Origin of the sequence: Aureimonas sp. AU40, assembly GCF_001463785.1 — a bacterium.
GTDB lineage: Bacteria > Pseudomonadota > Alphaproteobacteria > Rhizobiales > Rhizobiaceae > Aureimonas.
Window position 1 is genome coordinate 42,908 of sequence record NZ_BBWL01000052.1, and the last position, 24,635, is coordinate 67,542.

The following is a 24,635-nucleotide window of genomic DNA, read 5'->3' on the forward strand; positions in this document are numbered from 1 at the left end:
GCTCTGGTGCCCTGCGAGGCGAATATGATGGACAGTCCCCGGACCAATCTCCTGAAGGCACGGCCCCGGGGTCTCCTTCCCGCCCCTGGCATGGACGAGGAAGGGAGCGTCGATCGGACCGACATCGGCCAAGCGCAGGTCCGGCAAGCCTGGCGAGCACTGCGGTCGATCCCGCTCGAACCATCGCGCCTGTCGGATCGGCGCATCGTCACGCTGGAGCGCCGCGACCCCGCGCATGTCGCCTTCGACATCATGCGCACCCGAATGCTCAAGACCATGGGCGAGAACAACTGGCGGCGCGTCGGCGTCACCTCCCCGACCGCCGGCTGCGGCAAGACGATGGTCTGCGCCAATCTCGCCTTCAGCCTCGCCCACCATCTGGAATGCCGGGTCGCGCTTCTGGATCTCGACCTCCGCCGGACCAGCCTCGCCGATCTGTTCGGCGTCGGCCAGGCGCCGAGCATGGCGCGCTTTCTCCAGGGGAGAAGCGCGGTCGAGGACGTGTTCCTGCGCCATGCCGACAATCTGGCGCTCGGCCTCAATGGCTGCACAGAGAGCTTCACGACGGAGATCCTGCACGGGCGGCAGACGGGAAGCGCGCTGGAAACGCTGGAGCGGACGCTGGAACCCGACATCATGCTGATCGACCTGCCGCCCCAGCGCACCAGCGACGAGTTGCTCGCCTTCCTCCCTCATCTCGACTGCATCCTGCTCGTCGCGGCGGCGGGCGTCAGCACGTTGAGCGAGATCGACACCTGCGAGCGCGAACTAGTTGAGGAAAGCCATCTCCTCGGGGTCGTTCTCAACAAATGCCACGAGCCCGGCGGGCGGTGAGCCAGGGCCGAGAAAGTCCCACCGCAGGCTGAGCGGGGCGCCCATTTCCCTCTCGACCCCGGACGTTCCGGCGATAAGATGGGCGCAACCCTTGATGCCCGTCCCCCGGCGGGACGGCCGGACCGCCATGGGAGACGCGCCACGTCCGATCCGCTCTCCTCCAGAAAGGCCAGACCGCGCGTCTCCCCTCGCCGCTCGTATCGCGTTCCCAAGGGATACCGAATGCTGGGCTGGATCGCCCTCAGCTGGGTTTCGGCCCTGGCGGGCATCGTCGTGCTGTGGAGGTTCCTCGGCCGGAACTGACGGGCGAAGACACCTTGCTTCGCCGCGTCAGGCGAGCGGCGGAAGAAGGTTCATGAGAAGCACCATCGCGAGCCCGACCAGCGAGACGATCGACTGGATGGTGGAGATCGTCGCGGTCGCTTCACCCATGCTCATGCCGAAGGATTCCTTCACCAGCCAGAAGCCGGCATGGTTGGCGTAGTTGAAGAACAGCGATCCGCAGCCGATCGACAGGGCCAGCAAGGGCGCGTTGACCGCCACGCCGCTGGCCGCCAGCGGGGCGAGAAGCCCGGACGCGCCGACGATGCCGACCGTTGCCGAGCCCGTCGAGACCGACAAAAGCATGGAGATGATCCAGCCGAGAACCAGCGGGGAAAGCGAGAGCTGCTGGCTCATGTGCATGATCGCGTCGCCGACCTTGGCATCGGTCAGAACGCGCTGAAAGGCGCCGCCGCCGGCAATGATGAGAAGCACGTTGGCGATCGGCTTGACGCTGGCCGACAGGGCGCCGCGCAGGGCTTCGGACGCGCCGCCCCGCATGAGGACCAGCACGAAGGATGCAAACAAGACGCCGAGAAGCATCGCGATCACGGGGTGACCGATGAAGCCGGTGGCATGGACGATCGCCGAATCCTTGGCGAAGACGAGCTCCGCCGTCGCGTTCAGCAGCATGAGGAGCGCGGGCAGAAGCGTGGCGAGGAGACCGAGGCCGAGGCTTGGCCGAGGCAGCGACGCGCCGAAATCATCGCCCGCGCGCTTGGCTGCGAACTGATCGAGAAGGTTCTGGTCGGGCGTGACGCTCATGCGCGGCGTGACGAGGGCGCCGTAGACCGGACCGCCGAGGACGATCGCGGGAATGGCAGCGATGAAACCATAGAGCATGGTCGCGCCGACATTGGCATTCAGCGCCGCGATCGCCGTCAGCGGGCCGGGATGCGGGGGCACCATGCCGTGCATGGCGGCGAGCGCGGCGATCACCGGCACTCCCACATAGACATAGGCCGAACCTTTGATGCTGGACGCGGCGTCGAGCTTGCGCGCGACGCCGAAGATCAGCGGCAGCAGAACCACGAGCCCCACTTCGAAGAACATGGGAATGCCGATCACGAACGCCGCGCCGGCCATCGCCCAGGGCAAGAGGCGGACGGAGGTCTTGCGCAGGATCAGCTCGGAAATGCTCTCGGTGACACCCGCATCGGCCAGGATCTTGCCGAGCATGGCGCCGAGCGCGACCACGAGTCCGACGGCGCCCAGCGTATGGCCCGCGCCCGATTCGATGGATTTCAGGACCGTCTCACTCGGCATTCCCGCAGCGAGCCCGACGCCGAGCGAGGTGATGAGGAGCGCCAGAAGCGGATGCAGCCGACTGCGCGAGACGATGAGAACGACCAGCAGCAGCACCCCGCCGGCGGCCGTTGCGAGAAGCTGGATATCGACAGAGGTCATGGCGTGCCTGCGATGGGTTGAGGGCTCGACGAGCGAGCGTATAGAGCCAGTTCGCGGTCAAGCGAAGGGACCTCAGCCCGGCACGGTGGGAAAGAGGGATCGTTGCGCGCCAACCCGCGATTTGCGACAGACCCGTCATGATTCTCGGCCGCCGCCTCCCTCCCCTCGACGCGCTTGTCGTCTTCGAAGCCGTTGTGCGTGTCGGGAGCTTCTCGCGGGCCGGGCGCGAACTGGCCCTCACGCAGAGCGCGGTGAGCCGGCAGATCGCCAAGCTCGAGGCCTTCGTCGGCACCAGCCTATTCGTGCGCACGCCGTCCGGCGTCCACCTCACCTCGTCGGGCGAAACCTACGCGGTGGAAATCGTCCGGCTTCTCAACGAGATGGCCGGCGTCACCGACAGCGTGCGGGCCTGGAGCGGGCCGCGCCAGGTGACGCTCGCTTGCTCGCGCGGCATCGGCGATCTCTGGCTCATGCCCCGGCTAAAACGGATGAGTGCAGAGATCCCGGAGCTGGAGCTGCGCCTGCGCGTCACCGACGATTTCGACCATCTGCGCCTCGACGAGTTCGACCTCGCCATCTTTTACCGGCGCCACCGCCCGAGCGGCGTCCATGCCGTGAAACTCGGCGAGGAGGAGATCGTCCCGGTCACCCTCCCCGGCGGGTTGCCGCTGGACGAGTGGCGCCCGCCGACGCTTCTCTCGATCGAGGACCCGCGCCGCGAGTGGATGGGCTGGACCGACTGGTGCGCCGGGGCCGGTCTCGCCATGCCAGACGACACGCGCCACTGGCGCCTCGGCGACTATCGGCTCGCGGTGGAAGCGGCCGCCGAGGGCATCGGCATCGCGCTCGGCTGGACCTGGATCATCGGGCAGCAGATCGCGGAGGGGCGCCTCGTTCCCGCCCATTCCTATCGGTTTCGGACGGACGGCGGCTTCTACGTCATTCGCTCGGCGCATCGCCACACGAGACGGATCGTGCGCGAGTTGGAGGACTGGCTGATCGCCTCCAACGCCACCGAGAATTGAGCTACACGCAGCGCTTGTGACGCGCCGGTAGGACTTCCCGCCCGCTCTCGGCCTCAGGCCAGAGAGCGCAGGCGGCGGCCGCGAAAGTAGCCGATGGCGGTGAAGGCGAGCCACAGGGTCTGGGTCACGAACGCTGCCAGATTGAAGTTGAAAATCAAGGAGTAGAGCAGCGTCACGCCACCAAAGGCGTTGAGCCCGAGATAGCGCGGATCGTCGACCGCCAGCGTGCGCAGCTGCAGGAGCGCATAGGCTGTGAGATAGGCCGCCACACCAGTCAAGCCGATGAGATCTGCGACGGTCATGAGAAGAGCTTTCCTGGATGCTGAGGCGAGCCCCATAAGCGGATTCGGGGAAGGCCGGGAGCCGACGATTTGGCATGGGGATATGCATAGAAAGCATTGCCCTCTTTTTGGACATTGCTTTAACTGTTTGCACGTCTCAGCCCGCAGTCGCTCGCCCGGCAGGAATCACCCATGGCCCGTTCCCCCTTCACCTCCACTCTCGATCGCCGCGCGTTCCTGGCCTCCACCGCCGCCCTCGGCGCCGGGCTGCTTCTGCCCGCCGGCCTGCCCGGCGCGCGGGCGCAGGAGGCGACGCCTCGTAAGGGCGGCGTCCTGAAGCTCGGCATCGGCGGCGGCTCGACCTCCGACACGCTGGACCCGCGCAAGCTGACCGACTGGGTTCCGGTGAACCAGGCCTTCATGCTGATGAACGGGCTGGTCGAGATCGACAAGGACAACAAGGCCGTTCCCGAACTCCTGGAGCGCTGGGAGGCCAAGCCCGGCGCCACGGAATGGGTCTTCGACCTGCGGCAGGGCGTGACCTTCCACGACGGCAAGTCCCTGACCGTCGAGGACGTCATCTATTCTATCAACTTGCATCGCGGCGACACATCCTCCGCCGCGCGGGCCGTGGCCGCCGGCATCGCGGACGTGAAGAAGCTTTCGGATCGGCAGATCGCGATCACGCTGAAGGAAGGCAATGCCGACCTTCCCTATGTCCTGTCGGACTATCACTTCTTGGTCGTGCCGGACGGGTTCACCGACTGGACCAAGCCGGTCGGCACCGGCCCCTTCGTCTTCGAGACCTACGATCCCGGCGTTCGCTCGCGCTTCAAGCGCAACGAGAGCTACTGGAAGCCGAACTGCGCCAATGTCGACGCGGTCGAGGTCATCGTCATCAACGACATTTCGGCGCGCACCAACGCGATGATGTCGGGCCAGGTCCACGCGATCAACCGCGTCGACTTCAAGACGGTGGATCTTCTCAAGCGCAACCCGCGCCTGCAGGTCGTCCAGTCCGCCGGCGGGCAGCATTTCACCTTCCTGATGGACTGCACGCAGAAGCCCTTCACCGACAACAACATCCGCCTCGCGCTGAAATACGGCATCGACCGCCAGCAACTGCTGCAGACCGCGCTGCGCGGCTACGGCCGGATCGGCAACGACCATCCGATCCCTTCCACCGACCCGTTCTTCGCTAAGGATCTGGCCCAGCGCGCCTACGACCCGGACAAGGCGAAATATCATCTGAAGCAGGCCGGGCTGGATTCGCTGCCCGTCACCCTTTCGGCCTCCGACGCCGCCTTTGCCGGCGCGGTGGACGCGGCGGCGGTCTATCGCACGGCTGCGGCCGGAGCGGGGATCGACCTTTCCATCAAGCGCGAGCCGGCGGACGGCTATTGGGACAATGTCTGGATGAAGGCGCCCTTCTGCATGTCCTATTGGGGCGGACGGCCGACGGCGGACCAGATGCTGTCCATCGCCTACCAATCCTCCTCCTCGCAGAACGACACCCATTGGAAGAACGAGGAGTTCGACAAGCTTCTCGTCGAGGCCCGCGCCATGCTGGACCAGACCAAGCGCGGCGAGATCTACGCCCATCTGCAGGAGCTGATCTCCAACGATGGTGGCGCCGTCATCCCGATGTTCGGCGACTATCTCGACGCGGTCTCGACCAAGGTGAAGGGCGTCACGGCCCATCCCATGTTCAACTTCATGGGCGCGCGTCTGGCCGAGAAGGTCTGGTTGGACGCCTGATGACCCAACTGATACTGAAGCGGCTGGGCCTCGGCCTCGTCACGCTCTGGCTGGTCTCGGTGCTGATCTTCGCCGGGACGCAGCTCCTGCCCGGCGACATCGCCTCCACCATCCTGGGACAGAACGCGACGCCGGAATCGCTCGCCCGGCTGCGAACCGAACTCGGGCTCGATGCTCCGGCGGCGCTTCGCTACGTCCAATGGCTGAAGGGCTTCGCGACCGGCGATCTCGGCCAGAGTCTGGCCAGCGGCCAGCCGGTCTCGGCGCTGCTCTGGCCGCGCTTCTGGGCCACGATGGCGCTCGCCGCCTATGCCGCCGCGATCGGCGTGCCGCTCGCCGTCGGGCTCGGCATCCTGACGGCGGTGCGCCGGGGGAGCTTGTTCGACCGGGCCGCCAACGTCCTGGCGCTGACCGCCGTCTCGCTGCCGGAATATTTCCTCGGCCTGCTCCTGATCCTGGTCTTCTCGGTGCAGACCAACTGGCTGCCGAGTCTGGCCGACACCTATCCCGGCATGGGCTTCTCGGCCTGGATCGAGGCGACGACCCTGCCGATGCTGACGCTGCTTCTCGTGACCGTCGCGCAGATGATGCGCATGACGCGCACGGCGGTACTCGCCGTGATGGACCGGGCCTATATCGAGACGGCTTTCCTCAAAGGCCTGCCGACGCGCCGCGTGGTACTGCGCCACGCGACGCCCAACGCCGCCGCGCCGATCGCCAACGTGGTGGCCTTCAACGTCGCCTATCTCATCACCGGCGTCGTGCTGGTGGAGGCGGTGTTCAACTATAACGGCCTCGGCCGCTTCCTGGTGGACGCCGTGTCGAAGCGCGACTTCCCGCTCGTCCAGGCCGCCGCCATGGTCTTCGCCGCCGTCTATCTGCTTCTCAACATGGTGGCCGACATCGCCGCGATCGCGCTCAACCCGCGCCTGCGCCATCCCCGCTGAGTTCCATGAAGAAAATTCCCGTCACCGCGTGGATCGGCCTGTTCATCCTGGCCGCCAATCTCCTCGCCTTTCTCTTCGGCCCGATCCTTGCCCCCTATGGCGAGGAGCAGATCGTCGGCATGCCCTTCGACCCGCCCTCGGCCGACTATTGGCTGGGGCTCGACCAGAACGGGCGGGACATGCTTTCCCGCGTCCTGGCCGGAGCGCAGATGTCGATCGGCGTGTCGCTGGCGGCCTCGCTCCTGTCCTTCTCGATCGGCATTCCGCTCGGCTTCCTGGCCGCGCTGGTCGGCGGCTGGTTCGACACGGTTCTCTCGCGCCTCGTCGATACGGTCATGTGCGTGCCGGTGCTGATCTCGGCGCTGGTCGTCTTGCAGGCGCTGGGCTCCTCGTTGCCCGTGCTGATCGTCACCATCGCGCTTCTCGACTCGACGCGCGTCTACCGCCTGTCGCGGGTCCTGGCCGAGGGCATCGCGGTGATGGAATATGCCGAGAGCGCGCGGCTGCGCGGCGAGGGCTTCTGGTGGCTGATCCGCCGCGAGGTCCTGCCCAACGCCTTCGCGCCGCTCGTGGCCGAGTTCGGCCTGCGCTTCTGCTTCACCTTCCTCTTCGTTGCGGGCCTTTCGTTCCTCGGCCTCGGCGTGCAGCCGCCTTTCGCGGATTGGGGCGGCATGGTGCGCGACAACCAGCAGGGCATTCTCTACGGCCTCTATGCGCCGCTCTTTCCCGCCGGCGCCATCGCGCTTCTGACGGTCGGGGTCAATCTCGTGGTGGACTGGCTGCTGGCCAACCGCACCAGCATCCAGGGCGAAGGGCGATGAGCGACACGATTCTGGCGATCAAGGGCCTGCGCGTCGAAGCGCCGAACGGCGCGGTGCTGGTGGACGGGATCGACCTGGCGCTCGAGCGCGGCGAGGTGCTTGGCCTGATCGGCGAGTCCGGCGCCGGCAAGTCGACCATCGGCCTCGCCGCGCTCGGCTACGGTCGCGGCGGCTGCCGCATCACCGGCGGCGAGATCACGGTCGGGGGCCAGGACCTCATGTCGGGCGGGCGCTCGGTGCGCGAAAGCGTGCGCGGCGCCCGCGTCGCCTATGTCGCGCAGAGCGCGGCCGACGCGTTCAACCCCGCCATGCGCATCGGCGCGCAGGTGATCGAAGGCCCCTTGCGCCATGGCATCATGGACCGGCGCGAGGCGGAGAGCTGGATGCTGGAGCTGTTTCGCGCGCTCGATCTCCCCTCGCCCGAGACGTTCGGCCAGCGCTATCCGCATCAGGTTTCCGGCGGCCAGTTGCAGCGCGCCATGATCGCCATGGCCATGTCCTGCCGCCCGGACATTCTCGTGCTGGACGAGCCGACCACGGCGCTCGACGTCACCGTGCAGATCGAAGTTCTGGCGCTCTTGAAGCGCCTGATCGCGCGCTACCGGACGGCCGGGCTCTACATCACGCACGATCTCGCCGTGGTGGCGCAGGTGGCCGACCGGCTCATGGTTCTGCGCCACGGCAAGCTGGTGGAAACCGGCGAGACCGCGCGGCTGATCTCAGCGCCGACGGCCGACTACACGCGCCGCCTCGTCGCCGAGCGCGGCGCGGCGCTGGCCGGCACCGGCGCACAGCACCAGGCGGGCGAGCCGCTGCTCGAAGTCACCGGCGTGACGGCGGGCTATGGCAAGACGACCGTGCTCGGGGACGTGTCCTGCCGACTCGCGCGGGGCGAGACGCTGGCGGTGGTCGGTGAATCCGGCTCCGGCAAGTCCACCCTGGCGCGCGTCATCACCGGCCTCCTGACGCCCTCGCAGGGCGAAGTGCGCTTTGCCGGCGAGCCGCTGGCGCCGAACTATCGCAAGCGCAGCAAGGACCAGCTTCGCCGCATCCAGCTCGTCTATCAGCTGCCCGACGTCGCGCTCAATCCGCGCCAGACCGTCGGCGAGATCATCGGCCGCCCGGCGCGCTTTTATTTCGGCCTGAAAGGCAAGGCGCTGGCGGCGGAGGTCGAGCGGCTGCTCGGCCAGATCGGCCTCCCAGTGGAGTTCGCCGACCGGCTGCCCTCCGCCCTGTCGGGCGGCCAGAAGCAGCGCGTGTGCCTTGCCCGCGCGCTCGCCGCCAAGCCGGACCTCATCATCTGCGACGAGGTCACCTCGGCGCTCGATCCGCTGGTGGCCGAAGAGATGCTGCGCCTCCTGCGCGCGCTGCAGGACGAGCTCAAGGTCGCCTATCTCTTCATCACCCACGATCTCGGCGTGGTGCGCCGTCTGGCGGACCGGACCATGGTCATGCAGCTCGGCAAGGTGGTGGAGACCGGCCCCACGGCGGCGATCTTCGAGCCGCCCTTCGAGCGCTATACGGGACGGCTCGTCGCCTCCATCCCCGAACTGCGGACAGACTGGCTCGACGAACTGACGGCACGCCGCGCCGCCACTGCGGGCTGATCCGCCCCGATCCCCCAACATTCCCTACCGCATTCCTGGTCGCAAGGTCCCAGCATGGCCGTTCAAACCATCGAGCATCTCTGGATTCCGCTTATCGACGGAACGCGCCTCGGCGCGCGCCTCTGGCTGCCTGAAGGGGCCGAGGCCGCGCCCGTGCCGGCCATTCTGGAATACATTCCCTATCGCAAGCGCGACGGCACGCGCGGGCGCGACGAGCCCATGCATGGCTATTTCGCCGAGCATGGCTATGCCGCGCTGCGCGTCGATATGCGCGGCACCGGCGAATCCGACGGGCTGATGGAAGACGAATATCTCCGCCAGGAGCAGGACGACGCGCTGGAGGTGATCGCCTGGATCGCCGAGCAGCCCTGGTGCTCGGGCGCGGTCGGCATGATGGGCAAGAGCTGGGGCGGCTTCAACGGGTTGCAGGTCGCCGCGCGCCGTCCGCCGGCGCTCAAAGCCATCATCACCGCCTATTCCACCGACGACCGGTTTCGCGACGACATCCACTACATGGGCGGGTGCCTCCTCAACGACAATCTCTGGTGGGGGGCGATCATGCTCGCCTACCAGTCGCGCCCGCTTGATCCCGAGATCGTCGGCCCGTCCTGGCGCGAAAGCTGGCTGAAGCGGCTCGACCATCTGCCCTTCTTTCCCGCGCTCTGGATGCGCCACCAGCGATACGACGACTATTGGAAGCATGGCTCGGTGCAGGAAGACTGGTCGGCCATCGAGTGCCCGGTGCTCGCCATCGGCGGCTGGGCCGACAGCTACACCAATGCCGTGCCGCGCCTTCTCGAAAAACTCCATGTACCGCGCCTCGGCATCATCGGCCCCTGGGGCCATATCTATCCGCAGGACGGCGTGCCCGGCCCCGCCATCGGCTTCCTGCAGGAGGCCGTGCGCTGGTGGGACCATTGGCTGAAAGGCCAGGATCGCGGCATCATGCAGGAGCCGATGCTGCGCGCCTGGCTCTCGGACTCCTACCCCCCGGACGGCACGCGCGGGGAGACGCCGGGCCGCTGGGTCGGCGAGCCCGCCCTCCCCTCGCCCCAGATCCGCCCGCTCGCCCTCGGCCTTGCGCCGGACGGCTCGCTGCGCCTCGACGGCACCTCCATCGCGGGCGAGCGCTCCATCCGCTCGCCGCAGAGCCATGGCCGCGCCGGCGGCGAATGGATGGGCACGGGCTGCGTCGGCGAAATGCCGGTGGACCAGCGGCTGGACGATGGCGGCGCGCTCCTGTTCGAGACGGCGCCGCTCAACGAGGACCTACCGGTTCTCGGCGCGCCGGTTCTCCACCTGCGCCTCAAGGCCGACGCGCAGCAGGCGCAGATCGCCGTGCGCCTGTCCGAGGTGCTGCCGGGCGGCGAAGCGGTGCGCGTTTCCTATCAGGTACTGAACCTTGCCCATCGCGACGGGCACGAGGCGCCCGAGGCGCTGACGCCCGGCGAATGGGTGGATGTCCGCATCACGCTGAACGATTGCGGCCACCGCTTCGCCGCCGGCAACCGCATCCGCCTCGCCGTCGCCACGGCCTATTGGCCGCTGGTCTGGCCGGCGCCCTATGCCGCGACGCTGACCGTGGACACGGGCGCCAGCCGGCTGGAGCTGCCCCGGCGCGAGCGGGACGACGATGTTTCGCCCGCCTTCCCCCCGCCCGAGCGCGGATCGGCGACGCCGACCACCCAGCTCGACGCCGGCTCGGTGCGTCGCTGGTCGACGCAGGATCACGTCACCGGCGAGAGGCTCTATGTCACCGAGGGCGTCGGCGGCCTGTTCGGCGAAGGCGTGCTGCGGTTCGACGAGATCGGCACCGAGCTCTCGCACACGCTGCGGCGCGAGCTGACCATTCGCGACGACGACCCGCTCTCGGCGCGCTACGTGCTGACCCAGAGCTACGAGATGGGCCGCGAAGGCTGGCGCACGCGAACCGAAACTCGTTGCGAACTCACATCCGACCGCGAGACCTTCCATCTCACCGGGCAGCATGTGGCCTTCGAGAACGGGCAGGAAGTCCACCGGCGCGACTGGGACGAGCGTATCCACCGGGATCATCTGTAGGGCTCCGCGCCGCCGATCGGCATCGGCTCCCTTGCGGGCCTCCCTCTTCTTGACCGGGTTTCCTTAGATTCCGGTTCCGGGCTGGTCGAGAAAAGGTGGATGGGGCCCCCATCCAAGTCCCGTGCGTAACGGCGCGCCGATCGGCAGATTCACCGATCGGCGCGGAAAGGCAGCAAGCCTGGCTTGGTTTTACCGGGACGGTAGCACTCAGGCCGTGGCCGTGATTTCGGCCGCGAAGTCGCGATACGTGCGCAGCGGACGCCCGAGAAGCGCGGTCAGGCGATCGACGTCGCCGCCTTGAGGCACCATGCCGTCGGTCACGAAGCGCTCCGCCATCAGGCGCATGTCATAGGCCATCCAGCCCGGCATGAACTGCCGCAGGTTCTGCTCGAACCCGGCGGCATCGTCGCCGCCGTAGGCGATCGGGCGGCCCAGCAGCTCGGTCCAAATTCCGGCGACATCTGGCCCAGTGAGCGTGTCGGGCCCGACAACGTTGATGCGTTCGGGCGGCAGCGCCTGCGCCGACCGCTCGCGGCGGATCAACTCGACTGCCGCGATCTCGCCGATGTCACGCGCGTCGACCATGGCGAGGCCCTTGGCGCCGATGGGCATGGGGTAGACGCCATGGCCCGTCACCACGTCCTTGATCGTGAGATCGTTGTTCATGAAATAGGCCGGGCGCAGGATGGTCGCGCCGAATCCTGCCTCTTCGATCATGCGTTCGACGCCGAACTTGCCGGCGAAATGCGGCACGTTCACATAGACGTCGCTATGGATCACGGAGAGATAGACGAGCCGCTCGACCCCCGCGTCCCGGGCGAGGTTGAGGGTGGTCAGCGCCTGCGTGAATTCCTCCGGCACGACGGCGTTGAGGAGAAACAGCGTCGAGACGCCCCGCAGCGCGCGCCGGATCGCATCGACATCCAGAAGGTCGCCCTGCACGAGATCGACGCTGGAAGGGAGATTGGCCCTGGCGGGATCGCGGACGAGGGCGCGAACATCGGCCCCTCGCGAGACGAGTTGCTCGACGACGTTGCGGCCGACGGTGCCCGTGGCGCCGGTAACGAGGATGGTCATGGGAAAGCTCCGGTTTGCATTTGACGACAGATGCAAGATCGGTGATCCAATAAGATCCCGATAGACGCCGCTTTTGGACACGCCGTCTCGCTGGTGGAACAGATGGACCTTCTCGCGCTTGCCGATTTCAACCTCGTCGCTCGGCACGAAGGGTTCGGCCGGGCCGCGCGCGCGACGGGGCGCCCGAAGGCGACGCTTTCTCGCCGGGTGTCCGAACTCGAAGCCAGCCTGGACCTACGTCTGTTCGAGCGCGGCGGGCGCGCGCTGAAGCTGACGGAGGAAGGGAGAGCCCTGTTCGAGCGGACGGCCGTGCTTTTGACCGACCTTCAGGAGACCGCGTCCGCCATCGCCTCGGGCGGGCATCGGCCGCGCGGGCGGCTGCGCATCAGCGCGCCGCTGCTCTTTTCGCAAACCGCCATGGGCAAGCTCGCCGCCGGGTTCGCACTGAAGCATCCCGAGGTGCGGCTGGAGGTCACGACGGAGGATCGCGCCGTGGACATGGTGGAGGAAGCCTTCGACCTCGTGATCCGGGTGAACCCGGAGCCGGACGATAGTCTCGTCGGGCGCATCTTCCTGCGCGACCGGCTTGTGGTCGTGGCGAGCCCGACCCTGCGGGCGCAAGGGGCGGGATCGCCCTTTCCCGCCGTGGTTCGGGGCGCGGCCACCCGCCCGCCGGAAACCTGGCGGATGACGACGAAGGAGGGCGAAACGAGCATCCTCGTCGATCCCATGCTCAGCCTGTCGTCGCTCGTCATGGTGCGCGACGCGGCCCGCATGGGGGTCGGCGTCGCGCGGCTGCCGATCTCCCTCGTCAGCCATGATCTCACCTCGGGGCGGCTGGCTCTATGGGGCGACGTGGATGGGCCGGAAATCGCCCTTTGGACGCTCTACCCCAGCCGGCGGCTTCTCAGCGCCCGCGTCTCGGCCTTTCTCGACCATTTGAAGGACGCGTTTCCGAAAGGGACGCCCGACGAGTTGGCCAATTATGTCGAGGCCTGACCTCCGCCGTTGCCGGGCGTAATCGAGGCGACGAAGGCGGGATCAGCTGAAGGAGGGCCGTCACGTGATCCGTCATGGATGCAGCTTCGCGCGCTTGGTCGCCTTGTCGACATCTTTCTTTGGGCCGCGGATAGCGATGCCGACCAGATCGGGCGCGTCGGCGGGCTCCGCCTTGAACGCCTCGCGGTTCGCCGCGTCATGGCCGGTCGAGAACATAGCGCGGACATAGGCGGCCGTTAGAAGCCCCTTCTCGCCTGAGATGTGGTGGGCGCGGCGAAGATCCTCCGGCGTCGCCGCGAAGACCAGCACCGGCTGCCCGAGAAGACGGGCGAACACTCGCCCCGAAGCGTCCTCGTACGGTTCCCCCATGGCTTCCGGCGCTGCCGAAGCGAGGCCGGTCGCCAGAAACGCGGTGACGTTGAGCTTCTGCCAGATCGCCAGATCGTCCAGAACCAGGATGACGGCCTTCGTGTCGAACATGCTTTACCTCGAGGCACCCATACGGCGATGATGCCGCATTGGATATGATCGGAATTGGATAATGCCGAACATCATTCATCGCCAAGAAGGATCGCAGCGTTGAGCGAAGAACCGAACCCCGTTCGGCAAAGGCACGCGCCGCCCGCTCGCCTGGATGACAGGGACCGAACGCTGTTAGGCCTTCTGGCGGAGGACTCCTCCCGCAGCTACGCCGATCTCGGAAAGCGTCTCCACCTCTCGGCGCCCGCCGTCCACGAGCGCGTGAAGCGCCTGCGGCAGGAAGGTGTCATCAAGGCGAACGTGGCCGTGCTCGACGGGGCCAAGCTCGGACGCCCGCTCCTGACCTTCGTGCATGTCGACACGACGAGCTGGGCGGTGACCCGTCATCTCCTCGCCCTGAAGGAACTGCCGGAGGTCGAGGAGATCCACACGGTGACAGGCGAAAGCGCCATGCTTCTGAAGGTCAGGACGCGGGACACGCAGGCGCTGGAAGACCTGCTGGAGCGCATCCATTCCATCGAAGGCTTCAAGGGAACGAGAAGCTACATCGCCCTTTCGACCTATCTCGAACGCGGCCCGAGCCCGATCGCGAGCGAATGAACCGATGGACCGTCAGCATGCGTCTCGGCGCGCAGGCAAGCCTGTGCGCGGCGACTATCTCGATGTTCATGTGGGCGTGGTCGATAGTCCGAACCGGGATATCCAGGCATAGCGGTCGTCGACTGACGCAGGTCGCACCAGCCGGAGCAATCGCGCGAGCGGCCGCTCGCTTCGTCAACGATCGTGGCCGCTCAACGCACCAAGCGCCTCGCGCCTACCCGAACGCCAGCGAACGGTGGACGGCGACGCCGGCGGTGACCCCGTCGCTTGCGGCCCAGGTCACCGAATGCGGAGCGCGCGCGATGTCGCCTGCGGCGTAGACGCCGGGGACACTCGTCATCTTCATTTCGTCCGTCCGAATGACAGGCCCAAGCGGCCCGTTCTCGACGGCGCAGCCCAGCCGATCGGCAAGGTCGCTGCTCAGCCGCCAGGGGGCGGCGATGAAGAGCGCTGCGACCGAGTCATGCCCGCCGTCCTCGAAGACGATGTCGAGCGGTGCATCGACTTCGCCAAGGAGCCGGGCCACGGAGCGCGTTTCGATCGCAACGCCGCGCCCTGCCAGCGCGTCGCGCGTGTCCGGGTCCGGCATGTCCCCGCCGTCGAGAAAGAGGGTGGTCGGGCCCCATTCCGAAATGAGCATCGCTTGATGGGCCGAATGGGAGGCGGTTTGGAGAACGCCGAGACGCCGCCCGGCGAACTCGTAGCCGTGGCAATAGGGACAATGGAGCACCGTGCGCCCCCAGCGCTCGGCGAGGCCCGGAAGCGTCGGCAATGTGTCGGCGACGCCGAAGGCGAGCACCAGCTTCGACGCCTCCAGGACCCGTCCGTCACCGAGCGTCACCGCGAAGCCGCCCTCGATCGGACTGGCGTCGATGGCGGTCGCCTCGACCAGCGAGACCTCGGCATAGGCGGCAAGCTGCGCGCGCGCCGGGGCGAGAATGGCTCGCGGCTCCGATCCGTCCTGCGCGAGGAAGCCATGGGAATGCGCCGCAAAGCGGTTGCGCGGCGCTCTCGCGTCGATCACCGCCACGCGACGGCGGGCGCGGGCGATGTAGGTGGCGGCGGACAGGCCGGCGAAGCTGCCACCGATGATGATCGCGTCATGCCGCATGAGGTTCGTCCTTGAATTCGCAATGGCTGGCTCGGCGCTTCAACCGCGCATGAAAATCGGCATGGAGCATGCCGAGCGTCACCTCGCCGAACCGCTCCAGAAGCAGCGCTTCGGCGCGCGTGAACGTGTCGTCGAGGGCCGCGTTGACGGCCTCCTCCACGAGGCAGCCCGGCGCCTCGGTCCGGTTGCCCATAGCGAAGATGCCGGGCGAGCCGAGGGCGTCGTAGACATCGCGCAGCGTCACGGTCGCCAGATCTTTGGCAATGGTCCAGCCGCCGCCGTGCCCCTTGCCGGAGCGCACGAGGCCCTGGTCGCGAAGGCCCGCCATGATCCGGCGGATGACGACGGGATTCGTCTGCATCGCCTTGGAAAGATGCTCGGACGTGACCGGACCATCGGTCTCGGCCATGTGAAGGAGGACGTGCAGGACGCCCGACAGTCGGCTGTCTCGTTTCATGCAACATCATTTGTTGCGTTTAGCGCAAACTGTCAAGATGCGGCCGGTCCTGTGCGGACCGCGCGATGCCTTATGAGGTTCGGGCGAGCCCGCGCGCCGGACTTGACCACATGTCTTCGTTCGGACGCGCCTCTCCCTCACGCCCATCAGGATCGACGACCATACCAAGGTCCGCCGTCCCACCGTCTAGGTCACGACAGGCGGAAGCATTAATCTGGCCTGTATGGCCAGCCGTCTCGAAGGGGGATGTTCTCCGTTCTCCGGTGGAATGGATCACCGGGTCAATTCCGTCCCCTCGAACCATCGAGCGCACGAAAGGCAGCCTGAGCTCCACGCTGCACCTCCTGTGCAAAGCACATGCTGTCAAATGGGGCGGCCGAGGAGATAGCCTTGTGCCACGTCCACGCCGAGGCCGCGCAGTTGGCGCAGTTGCGGCACGGTCTCGACGCCTTCGGCCACGATGCGGGCGCCGATCGCCTTTCCGAAGGGAACGAGGCCGGCGAGAAGCGCGATCTGGGCCGGGCAATGCTGGATGTCGCGGGTGAGGCTGATGTCGAGTTTGATCATGTCGGGCTTCAGGCACAGGATATGCCGCAGATTGGCGTAGCCGGCGCCGACATCGTCGACTGCGACGCGCAGGCCCCGGCTGCGCAGCGGCGCAAGAATCCGCAGGATCGGACCGTAGTCGCAGACCGGCGCGTGCTCGGTCAGCTCCAGGACGATCCGACTCAGGTCCACCATGGCCAGAAGCGCGCAAAGCCGAGGATCACGAAGCGCCTCGGGCGAGATGTTGAGGGCGAGGTAGTCGCAGGGCGGCATGGCAGCGAGCCCCTTCAGCCCCGCCGCCATGGTTTCGAATTCGAGGTCGAGGCCCAGGCCGACCTCGCTCGCATCCTGAAACCATTGGTCCGGCGAGCGATAGGGTTCGAGCTCGAAGCGCGTCAGGCATTCGCGGCCCTCGATCCGGTCGTCGGACAGGCGCAGGAGCGGTTGATAGGTCGTGCGATACGCATGATAGGCGATGATCTGCCGGATGCGCCCGCGCTTGAGGCGCTGCATCGCATTGGGAGCCTCTCGCGGGGCGGAAGCCTGGACCAGGCACTGCATCATTTCACTCCACAGGATGGGAGGGCTCGGATGGCGGGGGCAGCGGGCGTTGCGATTGGCGGCCCGATCGGCCGAAATGGGCGGGTGCCGATCCCGATGGATCGGCACCCGCTCGTCTGTTCAGGAGCCGCGCAGGATCTTGCAGAGTTGCACGAGGCCCCAGTCGTTGGCATTGGGGTCCGCCAGGATGCTGCCGCACTGCCGCTGCATCTGACGCCGATCGCTGCGGCTCATCTGGTTGAAGGCGGTGGCCACCGTCGCGACCCGGCGGTTCATCCCGGGCGTGATCGGGATCACTCCGCGCGGACGGCCCACCATGCCGGGAGCGGTGGTCGCGACGCCCGGGCCGTTCGGCCGCGCGCCGATCACGGGAACGCCGGGATTGCCGGGTTGAAAGCCGCTCGAAGGCCCGTCGGCGCGGCCGGGAAGCGAGCCTCCGGTGCCCGGGCGCGACCCGCCAATCCCATTGCCGCGCGATCCGCCGAGCGAGGCGCCCAAGCCGACCCCGATGCCGTTGGAGCCGCCGACCGATGCACCGGCCCCGGCATTGACGCCCTGGCCCCCGCCGAGCGAAGCGCCGAGGCCCGCGCCGACGCCATTGGAGCCCCCGATCGAGGCACCCGCCCCGGCACTGACGCCGTTGGAACCACCCACCGACGCACCGAGGCCGGCATTGGCGCCGCTGCTGCCGCCGATCGAAGCGCCTGCGCCGGCATTGACGCCACCCGACCCGCCGCTTGACCCGCCAATCGAGGCACCGACGCCTGCGCCGACGCCATTGGAGCCGCCGACGGACGCACCCCCTCCGGCGTTGACGCCCGACCCGCCGCCCAGCGATCCGCCAAGCCCGGCACCCACGCCGTTCGCGCCGCCGACGGACGCTCCGATGCCGCCGCCGAGCCCGCCATTGCCGAGCCCGCCGCCAAGGCCGGCAGAAACGCCACCGGCACCTCCGACCGAGGCACCGACCCCTCCCCCAAGGCCGCCACCGAGCGACTGAGCGTAAACGGCGGAGGGTCCCGCGATCGTGACGGCACAACCCAAAAGCATGGTGGAAGCGAAAATCTGAAGGCTATTCATGAAACGTCTCCCTGGCCTGATTGGCGATCGCAGTGAACCTGCGCAGAAGAGACGGCCAAAAGAACCATAAGTTTCAGTGCTTTAAAATGATAAGAGATATATGCTTTCGAAAAAGTTACAGCGTGCAGCAGACTTGTTCGCGTGCATTGCAATAGCCTCAGGTTATAAAAGCCATGATTGCCCCGCTTCAACTTTAACCGAGAGTTGACGCGGGAATTCACTCTGGAGAAGGCCGTTGAGCATCTACATCGGCGCGTGGAGGCGACGTTCGCCACACGCCGACCAGCGGAGTGAACGTCCGGCTTTCCCACCGAAACCGAACGGATCGCTTTCACGCTTCCGACCGTTTCCATCGTCGGAATGCTTTCCCGTAGGCGGACCTCTGTTGTCCAAGCTGTCATCGCAGCTCAGGCTTGGCCTATGGTCATGTGGCGTCCGACACCGAACATCCGTTTGAAGGCTTTGGGCCTACACTGGCGTGACGGTAAGCTCCTCGCCGCCGAGGTCTTGGATGATGCCGGGCGCGTCACGGGCGTGCGCCCGCTCGGCGGCAAGGTGGAGTTCGGCGAGACGACCGAGGCGGCCGTCATTCGCGAGTTCCAGGAAGAACTCGGGATCGCAGTGAAGGTCGGTGGCCCGCCGGTCTTCGTGGAAAACATCTTCGTCCACCAGGGTCATGCCGGACATGAGATCCTGGCAATTTTCAACGTGACTTTTCCTGACGGTCTTTTCGCAAACGAAACGCGCATCCAGTTCACGGAAAACGATGGCACCCCCTGTTACGCGCGATGGTTTGCGCTCGACACCCTGGACATGCCGGGCGGGCCGCAACTATTTCCGTCGGGGCTGAAAGCGTTGCTTCTGAGATAGCCCCCTCGGCGACGCCAAGCAGTCCGGCCTCGGCCGCGACGGCTCCCGTCACGGCATCGACTCCCGTCTCGAACTGTAAACTATCGCGCTCGGCGGACGCATTCCGAACACTCGGCGGGTTCAGCGATCGGCCAGGAAAGGCAGCATGGTCCGCAGGACGGCGTCTCTTCGATAGAGATGATGGAACAGCGCCGCTCCGCCATGCAGCAGGATCAGGAAGCCCGTGCCATAGGCCAACCAGCCGTGCAACGCGGACCAGAAGGCCTCCGCCGCATCCGACACCGCGATGGGCAGGCCGGGAACCACGAACAGATCGAAGACGTAGCTGGGAATGCGCAATGGCGAGGACGAGGCCACCGCCCAGCCCGTCAGCGGGATGAGGAGCGTCGCGACTAGAAGGGCGAACTGGACGGTGCGCGCCGCCCGCCATTCGAGACGCGTCACGCCCTCGGGCGCCTCATGGGCCCGATGCGCCAGCGACCAGACGAGGCGGACCGACGCCAGCGCCAGCATCAGGAAGCCCAACGACTTGTGCCACTGGAACAAGGCGAACTGGAGCGCCGGCTTTCGGTCGAGCATCGTCATGGCGAAGCCGAGCGGAATCTGGATCAGGAACAGGAGGGCCACCGACCAATGAAGGACGATCGCCATCGGCCCATAGGTGTTCGATCGCTCGAATTGCATCTCGCTCCCCTCCTCAGATCAACTGCCGATAGGCCGCCTTGGCGATGGTCTGGAGGCGCTGAAGCGGGAGATCCCCGACCACGGCGCAGCGAATGGTCTCGTCGTTCCAGAAGACCGCTTCCAGCCGGTCGAGATTGGTATGGAGAAACGAGGTCTCTTCCTCGCCCGCATTGGGCGCGACATAGAGCGTGACGCGGCGGCCCGTGGCGTCTTCGTACATGAGCTGCGCGGCGGGGCCGTCGCCGTTCGGCAGGAGGCGTCCGCCCACGAACTGCAGTTCGAAGCTTCGAAGGTCCGGCAGGTTGATGGTCCGATCGAGACGGCGCGACAGCCATTTCTGCAGAACAGGGCTCTGGCTGGCGTCAAGCTCGACCGGGCGCACCCGATCGTCGGAATAGAGATGGTGCGCCTCCACCGCCATGGTCACCATCGCGTTCAAGGCCGGTTCGCGCGGGGACAGGGCGCTGGCCGCGCCCCAGCCGAGACCCGTGCCGAGGCAGAGAAACCCGACGGCCGCGGCGACATTGCGCCAGGTCGGGGCGACGCTGCGGCGTTGGCGCGCAAGGCGGTACGGATCGAGGCGCGCGGGCGTTTCCTCGCGCGATGGCCCGCCATAGAGCGCCTTCAGCATGTCGGCCTGTCGGCGCCAGTCGGAAACGATCCCGGCGGCCTCCGGCGTCTCGGCCAGATAGGCCTCGACGGCTCGGCTCCGTTCGGCGTCGAGTTCGCCATCGACGAGGGCCTGGAGGTCGTCGGACGTGATGGGACTGTTCACCCTGGTCATTTCACCGCTCTCAGCTTCGGCCCGTCTTCCTGGGTGGCCTGTCGGATCGCCGCGCGCGCCCGGCCGAGGCGAGACATCAAGGTTCCGATCGGGATATCGAGGATCGCCCCCGCCTCGGCATAGGGAAATCCTTCCACCGTCACGAGAAGCAGGGCCTCGCGCTGGTCGGCGGGCAAGGCCTCGATCGCCCGCGCCAGCTCGGCGAGCGCCAGGCGGCCGAACTGCGTCTCCGGGGTAGAGAGTTCCTGCGTCAGGGCGTCGAACGACACGGTCGCCGGGCGACGCCGGCGACCGCGCAGATCGTTGCGGAAGATGTTGAGGAGAATGCGAAAGAGCCATGCGCGGATCGACCCGCCGGGTTTCCAGAGGTCGATCTTGCGCACCGCTCGCTCCAGGCAGTCCTGAACGAGATCGTCGGCTTGGCTGCGGTCGTGCGTCAAGGCGCGGGCATAACGCCGGAGCGCGGGAACCGCATCCGCGATCTCGTCCAGGGGGTCTGCCATGTCGGATCAGTCCTTGGCGACGTGCCAGACGCCGCCGACGCCGTCGCCGGTCATGTCGCCCGGCTTCTTGTCGTTCATCCAGAGATAGAGCGGCTCGCCCTCGTGCGCCCATTGCCGGGTGCCGTCCTTGCGCTCGATCAGCGTCAGCTCACCGTCCGGCTTCGCGTCGCTGGACGCTAGAAACGGCGGCCATTTGCGGGCGCAGTCGTCGTAACAGGCCGACACGCCGCCCGAATCCTTGTCGAACGTATAGAGCGTCATCGACTTGGCGTCGGTCAGAATCTCGCCCTTCTCGGACTTCATTTCCTTCACCGCGCCGCCGGCATAGTCCTCGGCATGGGCGAGCGGCCCGGCAGCCAGTGTCATCAGGCCTGCGACGAGTAGCGAACGGGAAAGCATGGTCATCCTCCTGGTTGGTCGAGGGGGGGCGTTCCGAGTGGAAACCCACAGCGGCTGAGAACACCGCGCGCGTCGCTTTCATCCCTCTCTTCCCCGCTTTTTTTCGAAAAATTCCGAAAATGTCAGCGCTGGCCTTCGAGCCGCATGTCGAAGTTCACGACATTCGAGTAGATCGGCGTTCCCACCCCCATGCCATAGGGCGTGCGATAGATGTCGCCCACGACATGGAAGACGAAGCGGCCCTTCTCCTGGTTCGTCAGCTCGGCCTGAAACGTCTCAGGCCGGCTGACGCCGTGGGCAGTCAGGGTCCCCTCGATACGGGCCGTCCGTGCCCCGGTCTGAACCACGCGGGTCGAGCGGAAAGTGATGTCGGGATGCGCGTCGGCGTCGAACACGGCCTCGGACTGCAGGAACGCATCGATGCGCGGTTGTCCCGTGGCGACACTGGCGGCCTTCAGGTCGATCGAGACGCTGGCGCGGGCGGGATCGGACGGATCGAGCCGGAACTGCCCCGAGACCTCCTTGATGGTGCCATCGATCCCGCCGCCTCCGACCTGGCCGACATGAAAGCCGATGGAGGACGTGGGCGCGATCCGGTAGCTCCCGCCGTCGGCAACGGCCGCCCCGGCACCGGACGAAGCGAACGTTGCCAGAACGATCAGCGAAAAGCGCGATAGGGTGCGCATCATGGACAACTCCCGTGTCGGCGGTCGTTCATTCGACCGGCATCGGGGACAACACCGGCGAGGCGGAAATCATCCCGCCGCGTGCGCCCCTGACGCACCCTGCCGCTTCGCGAGCCGGGAGGCTGACGCCGGACGAGTTCGATCCCATCGACGACTTGATCCTGCCGCGTGGTGATGTCCGTGACTGCCCTCACCGGTCGCCAGGCGAAACCGACAAGTCTTATGTCCTGTGGGAAATCAGGACGACGCACCGACGAGGCCGATGTCGAACGGCGTCGTCTGATAGATCTCGTTGATCCAATTCCCGAACAGAAGATGCGCGTGGCCCCGCCAGCGGTTCTCGGGCGCGCCAGCGGGATCGTCATCCGGAAAGTAGCCCACCGGCAAAGGGCCCGCGCCGTCCCGATGGTACTCCTTGGCAAGCGTGTCGGTCTCGTATTCGAGATGGTTGAACATGTGCAGCATCCGGTGGCGGGGATCGCTGACGAGGCAGGGGCCCGTCTCACGAGCGCGGGCCAGGGTGACCAGGCCGCCATCCGTCGGAAAATCCGCCTCCCGCACCTCGGTCCAGCGCGAGACGGGCACGTCGAACCGATCGGGAAAGCCGCGCAGCCAGGGCGAGGCGGGCGCGAGGTTGGTTTGCGCGAACACGCCGAAGGCCTTGGCGGCGAGCGGGTGCTTGGGAATGCCGTGGAGATGCTGCAGCGCCGCCTGTGCCGCCCAGCAGATGGTCAGCGTCGCGTGGACATGGGTCTGCGTCCAGTCGAGGATCTGGCGCAGCTCGGGCCAATACCGCACCTCGCCGAACGGCAGGTGCTCCACCGGCGCCCCAGTGATCACGAAGCCGTCGAAGCGCTCGGCCCGCGCCTCGCTCCAAGGTTTGTAGAAGGCCGACAGGTGGTCCGCCGAGGTGTGGCGCGCGACGTGGTCGCTGATGCGAACCAGCGTCAGTTCGATCTGCAGCGGCGTCGCGCCCAGGAGCCGGGCGATCTGCGTTTCCGTGCCGATCTTGTCGGGCATGAGATTGAGGAGACCGATCCGCAAGGGGCGGATGTCCTGCCGCACCGCGTGGGCCTCGCCCATCACCGCGACGCCTTCCGCCTCCAAAGTCCGGCGGGCAGGAAGATGGTCGGGAATCTTGATCGGCACGCGTCGTCGTCCTCTCTTCGGGGGACGACTGGAGTGGCTGAGGTCCGTGGGATTGCCGGATCGGCCACATCCTCCCTTGCGGGAGTGCCACCTTGCCCGGATCGGCAGGTTGGCGTCGGGCGTCGCCCCAACTCTTGATGCGGAGCGATGCTTATCGCGGAATTCCGGGCCCGGCAATGTCCGCTATCGGGGAGACCGTACGGCCGCTTCACCACGTCTGCGTCGGATGGCGGCTTTGCGTCACGAGGATGCCGGCCTCCCAACTCCCCCGTCGAACCGAGATCAGTGAGCGTCGGATGGCCGAACCGCAGGCTTTCGAAGACTTCGAGCCGATGCGAGCCTTCGCCCTCCGGTCAGATCAGGCCCTGTTTGCGGTAGCGGTGGATCGTGCTGCGGTGGATGCCGAGATGGCGGGCGGCCTTGCTGATATTGCCGTCGGCGGCGGCGAGCGCGGCCGCGATCGCCTCGACCTCGCGCTCCTCCAGCGTCGCCGCCGTCCCCTCGCCCACTGGGCGCGCGTCGAGGCCGAGATCGCCGCCACGCGGCAGGGCATGGTCCGCATCCCAATGGCCCACGGCGTAGGCGCCCGAGGACAGGCGCAGGAGAAGCCCGTCCCGTCGCGACTCCTCGACGGCGAGGATCGTTTCGAAAAGCACCTCGTCGAGCGCGTCCCACGAAAGGCCGGCCAGCGACAGGCCACGCCGATTGCCCGCGACCAACCGGTCTTCGCGAAAAACGAGAATGCCCTCGCGGCTGGTTCCCAGCATGGCGGGGTCGCTGTGGTAGCGCAGAAGGCGGCAGTCCTCGAAATGGCGGCGAAACAGGCGATGCTCGATCTGGTCGACCGCTAGCCGTATCAGCCCGAGCGCATGGCCATGCCCACGGCTGGACGATCCCGTCAGGTCGAGCGCGCCGATAAGGGCGCCGCGCGGATCGGTGATGGGCGTCGCGGCGCAGCTGAGCACGCGGTGATCGGAGAAGAAGTGCTCGGAACCGTTGACGGCGATGGCGCGCCGCTCGGCCAGGGCCGTGCCGATGGCGTTGGTGCCGGTGCTGGCCTCCTTCCACGAAACGCCGGGGCGCAGCGCCAGTTCGGCCGCGCGTGAGGCGAAGCCGGCGTCGCCGATCGTGTCGAGGATCATGCCCTCGCTGTCCGTCAGGATCGCGACGCTGCCGGTGTCCCGCGCTTCGCCCGCGATCATTTCCAGTTCGGGCCGGCAGAGGCGTCGCAGGGCGTCGTGACGTTGGTGCAGCAGGCGAAGTTCGGACTCCGTCAGCGGCTGAAGAGTGGGCGCGCGGGCTTCGGCAAGGCCAAGATCGCTGCACCGCAACCAAGATCGCAATACAGAATGTCGCACCGCAGCACTCGGCAACTGTCCTTCCTTGAAGAAGGCTTGCCGGGCCGAGGTCATATCGCTCTGTTCCATGATCTCTCCGCTTCGTCCCACTGTCGCATTTTGCGACACCGGTGACTTCTACTGTCGCACGCTGCATCGAATGCTTGAACGATGGCCCTGAAATTTCACCACATCCGAGGCGCCCGGTCCATCCGTTGCTTGCGCGCCCGCCGGATGGGGCGGAACCTTC

Annotated in this window: 25 protein-coding genes and 1 riboswitch; of the genes, 10 read left to right on the plus strand and 15 right to left on the minus strand. The window is 67.0% G+C overall.

What is annotated here, in order from left to right:
- Window positions 1–24: 24 nt before the first annotated feature.
- A complete protein-coding gene (locus AUL32_RS19795) occupies window positions 25–834 on the plus strand; it encodes a CpsD/CapB family tyrosine-protein kinase (RefSeq protein WP_082659875.1) in 810 nt (269 codons plus the stop codon).
- A 330-nt stretch (window positions 835–1,164) separates the two neighbouring features.
- Here AUL32_RS19795 and AUL32_RS19800 read toward each other — a convergent pair whose 3' ends face one another.
- The gene (locus AUL32_RS19800) at window positions 1,165–2,562 is read right to left on the minus strand and encodes a GntP family permease (protein WP_062118916.1); all 1,398 of its coding nucleotides are present in this window, start codon (window positions 2,560–2,562) and stop codon (window positions 1,165–1,167) included.
- Between the two features lie 137 nt (window positions 2,563–2,699).
- Between AUL32_RS19800 and AUL32_RS19805 the strand changes: the two genes are divergently transcribed.
- Window positions 2,700–3,587 (plus strand): LysR family transcriptional regulator, encoded by an 888-nt coding sequence (locus AUL32_RS19805; protein WP_061978055.1) that lies wholly within the window; start codon window positions 2,700–2,702, stop codon window positions 3,585–3,587.
- A gap of 53 nt (window positions 3,588–3,640) precedes the next feature.
- Here the strand turns inward: AUL32_RS19805 and AUL32_RS19810 are convergent, their stop codons facing one another.
- The gene (locus AUL32_RS19810; RefSeq protein ID WP_061978054.1) at window positions 3,641–3,889 is read right to left on the minus strand and encodes a CBU_0592 family membrane protein; all 249 of its coding nucleotides are present in this window, start codon (window positions 3,887–3,889) and stop codon (window positions 3,641–3,643) included.
- Between the two features lie 171 nt (window positions 3,890–4,060).
- On the opposite strand from AUL32_RS19810, the gene AUL32_RS19815 reads away from it, so the two are divergent.
- Genes AUL32_RS19815 through AUL32_RS19835 form a run of 5 tightly spaced genes read left to right on the plus strand, consistent with a single transcriptional unit; the run spans window position 4,061 to window position 11,062 of the window.
- Window positions 4,061–5,626, plus strand: coding sequence for an ABC transporter substrate-binding protein (locus AUL32_RS19815; RefSeq protein WP_062118919.1), 1,566 nt, complete (start codon window positions 4,061–4,063; stop codon window positions 5,624–5,626).
- Window positions 5,626–6,573, plus strand: a complete 948-nt coding sequence (locus AUL32_RS19820) for an ABC transporter permease (RefSeq protein ID WP_062118922.1) — start codon at window positions 5,626–5,628, stop codon at window positions 6,571–6,573. Before AUL32_RS19815 ends, AUL32_RS19820 begins: the two co-directional genes overlap by 1 nt.
- Before the next feature lie 5 nt (window positions 6,574–6,578).
- Window positions 6,579–7,394 carry an ABC transporter permease gene (locus AUL32_RS19825; protein ID WP_187301352.1) on the plus strand — a complete coding sequence of 272 codons (816 nt, stop codon included), beginning with the start codon at window positions 6,579–6,581 and terminating at the stop codon, window positions 7,392–7,394.
- Window positions 7,391–9,001, plus strand: coding sequence for an ABC transporter ATP-binding protein (locus AUL32_RS19830; RefSeq protein ID WP_062118924.1), 1,611 nt, complete (start codon window positions 7,391–7,393; stop codon window positions 8,999–9,001). The genes AUL32_RS19825 and AUL32_RS19830 overlap by 4 nt, the downstream gene beginning before the upstream one ends.
- 54 nt (window positions 9,002–9,055) lie before the next feature.
- Window positions 9,056–11,062 (plus strand): CocE/NonD family hydrolase, encoded by a 2,007-nt coding sequence (locus AUL32_RS19835; RefSeq protein ID WP_062118927.1) that lies wholly within the window; start codon window positions 9,056–9,058, stop codon window positions 11,060–11,062.
- 207 nt (window positions 11,063–11,269) lie between these two features.
- Here AUL32_RS19835 and AUL32_RS19840 read toward each other — a convergent pair whose 3' ends face one another.
- Window positions 11,270–12,139: an SDR family oxidoreductase gene (locus tag AUL32_RS19840; protein ID WP_062118930.1), complete on the minus strand. Its 870-nt coding sequence runs from the start codon at window positions 12,137–12,139 to the stop codon at window positions 11,270–11,272.
- A 102-nt stretch (window positions 12,140–12,241) separates the two neighbouring features.
- Here AUL32_RS19840 and AUL32_RS19845 point away from each other — a divergent pair, with 102 nt between their 5' ends.
- Window positions 12,242–13,138 (plus strand): LysR family transcriptional regulator, encoded by an 897-nt coding sequence (locus AUL32_RS19845; RefSeq protein WP_062118934.1) that lies wholly within the window; start codon window positions 12,242–12,244, stop codon window positions 13,136–13,138.
- Window positions 13,139–13,210: 72 nt separating this feature from the next.
- Here the strand turns inward: AUL32_RS19845 and AUL32_RS19850 are convergent, their stop codons facing one another.
- Window positions 13,211–13,618: a DUF2000 domain-containing protein gene (locus tag AUL32_RS19850; protein WP_062118937.1), complete on the minus strand. Its 408-nt coding sequence runs from the start codon at window positions 13,616–13,618 to the stop codon at window positions 13,211–13,213.
- A 99-nt stretch (window positions 13,619–13,717) separates the two neighbouring features.
- Between AUL32_RS19850 and AUL32_RS19855 the strand changes: the two genes are divergently transcribed.
- Window positions 13,718–14,218 carry an Lrp/AsnC family transcriptional regulator gene (locus tag AUL32_RS19855; protein WP_062118939.1) on the plus strand — a complete coding sequence of 167 codons (501 nt, stop codon included), beginning with the start codon at window positions 13,718–13,720 and terminating at the stop codon, window positions 14,216–14,218.
- 214 nt (window positions 14,219–14,432) lie between these two features.
- Here AUL32_RS19855 and AUL32_RS19860 read toward each other — a convergent pair whose 3' ends face one another.
- The 4 genes from AUL32_RS19860 to AUL32_RS25695 form a co-directional block, all read right to left on the minus strand.
- Window positions 14,433–15,329 (minus strand): NAD(P)/FAD-dependent oxidoreductase, encoded by an 897-nt coding sequence (locus tag AUL32_RS19860; RefSeq protein ID WP_062118942.1) that lies wholly within the window; start codon window positions 15,327–15,329, stop codon window positions 14,433–14,435.
- On the minus strand, window positions 15,319–15,786 hold the full coding sequence (locus AUL32_RS19865; RefSeq protein ID WP_062118945.1) for an Rrf2 family transcriptional regulator: 468 nt from the start codon (window positions 15,784–15,786) through the stop codon (window positions 15,319–15,321). Before AUL32_RS19865 ends, AUL32_RS19860 begins: the two co-directional genes overlap by 11 nt.
- A gap of 363 nt (window positions 15,787–16,149) precedes the next feature.
- Window positions 16,150–16,845, minus strand: a complete 696-nt coding sequence (locus tag AUL32_RS19870) for an EAL domain-containing protein (RefSeq protein WP_062118948.1) — start codon at window positions 16,843–16,845, stop codon at window positions 16,150–16,152.
- Window positions 16,846–17,013: 168 nt separating this feature from the next.
- Window positions 17,014–17,973, minus strand: a complete 960-nt coding sequence (locus AUL32_RS25695; protein WP_062118951.1) for a hypothetical protein — start codon at window positions 17,971–17,973, stop codon at window positions 17,014–17,016.
- 420 nt (window positions 17,974–18,393) lie between these two features.
- Between AUL32_RS25695 and AUL32_RS19880 the strand changes: the two genes are divergently transcribed.
- Complete coding sequence (locus tag AUL32_RS19880) at window positions 18,394–18,843, plus strand: NUDIX hydrolase (RefSeq protein ID WP_062118954.1); 450 nt, start codon at window positions 18,394–18,396, stop codon at window positions 18,841–18,843.
- 120 nt (window positions 18,844–18,963) lie between these two features.
- Here AUL32_RS19880 and AUL32_RS19885 read toward each other — a convergent pair whose 3' ends face one another.
- The 7 genes from AUL32_RS19885 to AUL32_RS19915 all read right to left on the minus strand — a co-directional run bounded on the left by AUL32_RS19885 (window position 18,964) and on the right by AUL32_RS19915 (window position 24,379).
- On the minus strand, window positions 18,964–19,527 hold the full coding sequence (locus AUL32_RS19885) for a cytochrome b (RefSeq protein WP_062118957.1): 564 nt from the start codon (window positions 19,525–19,527) through the stop codon (window positions 18,964–18,966).
- 13 nt (window positions 19,528–19,540) lie between these two features.
- A complete protein-coding gene (locus AUL32_RS19890; protein WP_156421549.1) occupies window positions 19,541–20,302 on the minus strand; it encodes an anti-sigma factor family protein in 762 nt (253 codons plus the stop codon).
- A 5-nt stretch (window positions 20,303–20,307) separates the two neighbouring features.
- Window positions 20,308–20,814: a sigma-70 family RNA polymerase sigma factor gene (locus tag AUL32_RS19895; protein WP_062118963.1), complete on the minus strand. Its 507-nt coding sequence runs from the start codon at window positions 20,812–20,814 to the stop codon at window positions 20,308–20,310.
- A 6-nt stretch (window positions 20,815–20,820) separates the two neighbouring features.
- Window positions 20,821–21,213, minus strand: a complete 393-nt coding sequence (locus AUL32_RS19900; protein WP_062119471.1) for a COG4315 family predicted lipoprotein — start codon at window positions 21,211–21,213, stop codon at window positions 20,821–20,823.
- 122 nt (window positions 21,214–21,335) lie between these two features.
- Window positions 21,336–21,902 carry a YceI family protein gene (locus AUL32_RS19905; RefSeq protein ID WP_374700969.1) on the minus strand — a complete coding sequence of 189 codons (567 nt, stop codon included), beginning with the start codon at window positions 21,900–21,902 and terminating at the stop codon, window positions 21,336–21,338.
- Window positions 21,903–22,136: 234 nt separating this feature from the next.
- Window positions 22,137–23,048 (minus strand): homoserine O-succinyltransferase, encoded by a 912-nt coding sequence (locus AUL32_RS19910; protein WP_062118966.1) that lies wholly within the window; start codon window positions 23,046–23,048, stop codon window positions 22,137–22,139.
- 38 nt (window positions 23,049–23,086) lie between these two features.
- A riboswitch (SAM-I-IV-variant riboswitch) is annotated at window positions 23,087–23,194 on the minus strand.
- Window positions 23,195–23,401: 207 nt separating this feature from the next.
- Window positions 23,402–24,379: a sigma-54-dependent Fis family transcriptional regulator gene (locus AUL32_RS19915; RefSeq protein WP_244497995.1), complete on the minus strand. Its 978-nt coding sequence runs from the start codon at window positions 24,377–24,379 to the stop codon at window positions 23,402–23,404.
- Window positions 24,380–24,635 lie beyond the last annotated feature (256 nt).

Excerpts from the sequence above, each read along its gene's own strand:
- AUL32_RS19895 (WP_062118963.1), bottom strand. The coding sequence starts at position 20,814 with ATGGCAGACCCCCTGGACGAGATCGCGGATGCGGTTCCCGCGCTCCGG.
- AUL32_RS19830 (WP_062118924.1), top strand. The coding sequence starts at position 7,391 with ATGAGCGACACGATTCTGGCGATCAAGGGCCTGCGCGTCGAAGCGCCG.
- AUL32_RS19845 (WP_062118934.1), top strand. The coding sequence starts at position 12,242 with ATGGACCTTCTCGCGCTTGCCGATTTCAACCTCGTCGCTCGGCACGAA.
- AUL32_RS19865 (WP_062118945.1), bottom strand. The coding sequence starts at position 15,786 with ATGAAACGAGACAGCCGACTGTCGGGCGTCCTGCACGTCCTCCTTCAC.
- AUL32_RS19805 (WP_061978055.1), top strand. The coding sequence starts at position 2,700 with ATGATTCTCGGCCGCCGCCTCCCTCCCCTCGACGCGCTTGTCGTCTTC.
- AUL32_RS19905 (WP_374700969.1), bottom strand. The coding sequence starts at position 21,902 with ATGATGCGCACCCTATCGCGCTTTTCGCTGATCGTTCTGGCAACGTTC.
- AUL32_RS19840 (WP_062118930.1), bottom strand. The coding sequence starts at position 12,139 with ATGACCATCCTCGTTACCGGCGCCACGGGCACCGTCGGCCGCAACGTC.
- AUL32_RS19900 (WP_062119471.1), bottom strand. The coding sequence starts at position 21,213 with ATGCTTTCCCGTTCGCTACTCGTCGCAGGCCTGATGACACTGGCTGCC.
- AUL32_RS19880 (WP_062118954.1), top strand. The coding sequence starts at position 18,394 with ATGGTCATGTGGCGTCCGACACCGAACATCCGTTTGAAGGCTTTGGGC.
- AUL32_RS19885 (WP_062118957.1), bottom strand. The coding sequence starts at position 19,527 with ATGCAATTCGAGCGATCGAACACCTATGGGCCGATGGCGATCGTCCTT.
- AUL32_RS19825 (WP_187301352.1), top strand. The coding sequence starts at position 6,579 with ATGAAGAAAATTCCCGTCACCGCGTGGATCGGCCTGTTCATCCTGGCC.
- AUL32_RS19810 (WP_061978054.1), bottom strand. The coding sequence starts at position 3,889 with ATGACCGTCGCAGATCTCATCGGCTTGACTGGTGTGGCGGCCTATCTC.
- AUL32_RS19835 (WP_062118927.1), top strand. The coding sequence starts at position 9,056 with ATGGCCGTTCAAACCATCGAGCATCTCTGGATTCCGCTTATCGACGGA.
- AUL32_RS19860 (WP_062118942.1), bottom strand. The coding sequence starts at position 15,329 with ATGCGGCATGACGCGATCATCATCGGTGGCAGCTTCGCCGGCCTGTCC.
- AUL32_RS19850 (WP_062118937.1), bottom strand. The coding sequence starts at position 13,618 with ATGTTCGACACGAAGGCCGTCATCCTGGTTCTGGACGATCTGGCGATC.
- AUL32_RS19795 (WP_082659875.1), top strand. The coding sequence starts at position 25 with ATGATGGACAGTCCCCGGACCAATCTCCTGAAGGCACGGCCCCGGGGT.
- AUL32_RS19820 (WP_062118922.1), top strand. The coding sequence starts at position 5,626 with ATGACCCAACTGATACTGAAGCGGCTGGGCCTCGGCCTCGTCACGCTC.
- AUL32_RS19815 (WP_062118919.1), top strand. The coding sequence starts at position 4,061 with ATGGCCCGTTCCCCCTTCACCTCCACTCTCGATCGCCGCGCGTTCCTG.
- AUL32_RS19870 (WP_062118948.1), bottom strand. The coding sequence starts at position 16,845 with ATGCAGCGCCTCAAGCGCGGGCGCATCCGGCAGATCATCGCCTATCAT.
- AUL32_RS25695 (WP_062118951.1), bottom strand. The coding sequence starts at position 17,973 with ATGAATAGCCTTCAGATTTTCGCTTCCACCATGCTTTTGGGTTGTGCC.
- AUL32_RS19800 (WP_062118916.1), bottom strand. The coding sequence starts at position 2,562 with ATGACCTCTGTCGATATCCAGCTTCTCGCAACGGCCGCCGGCGGGGTG.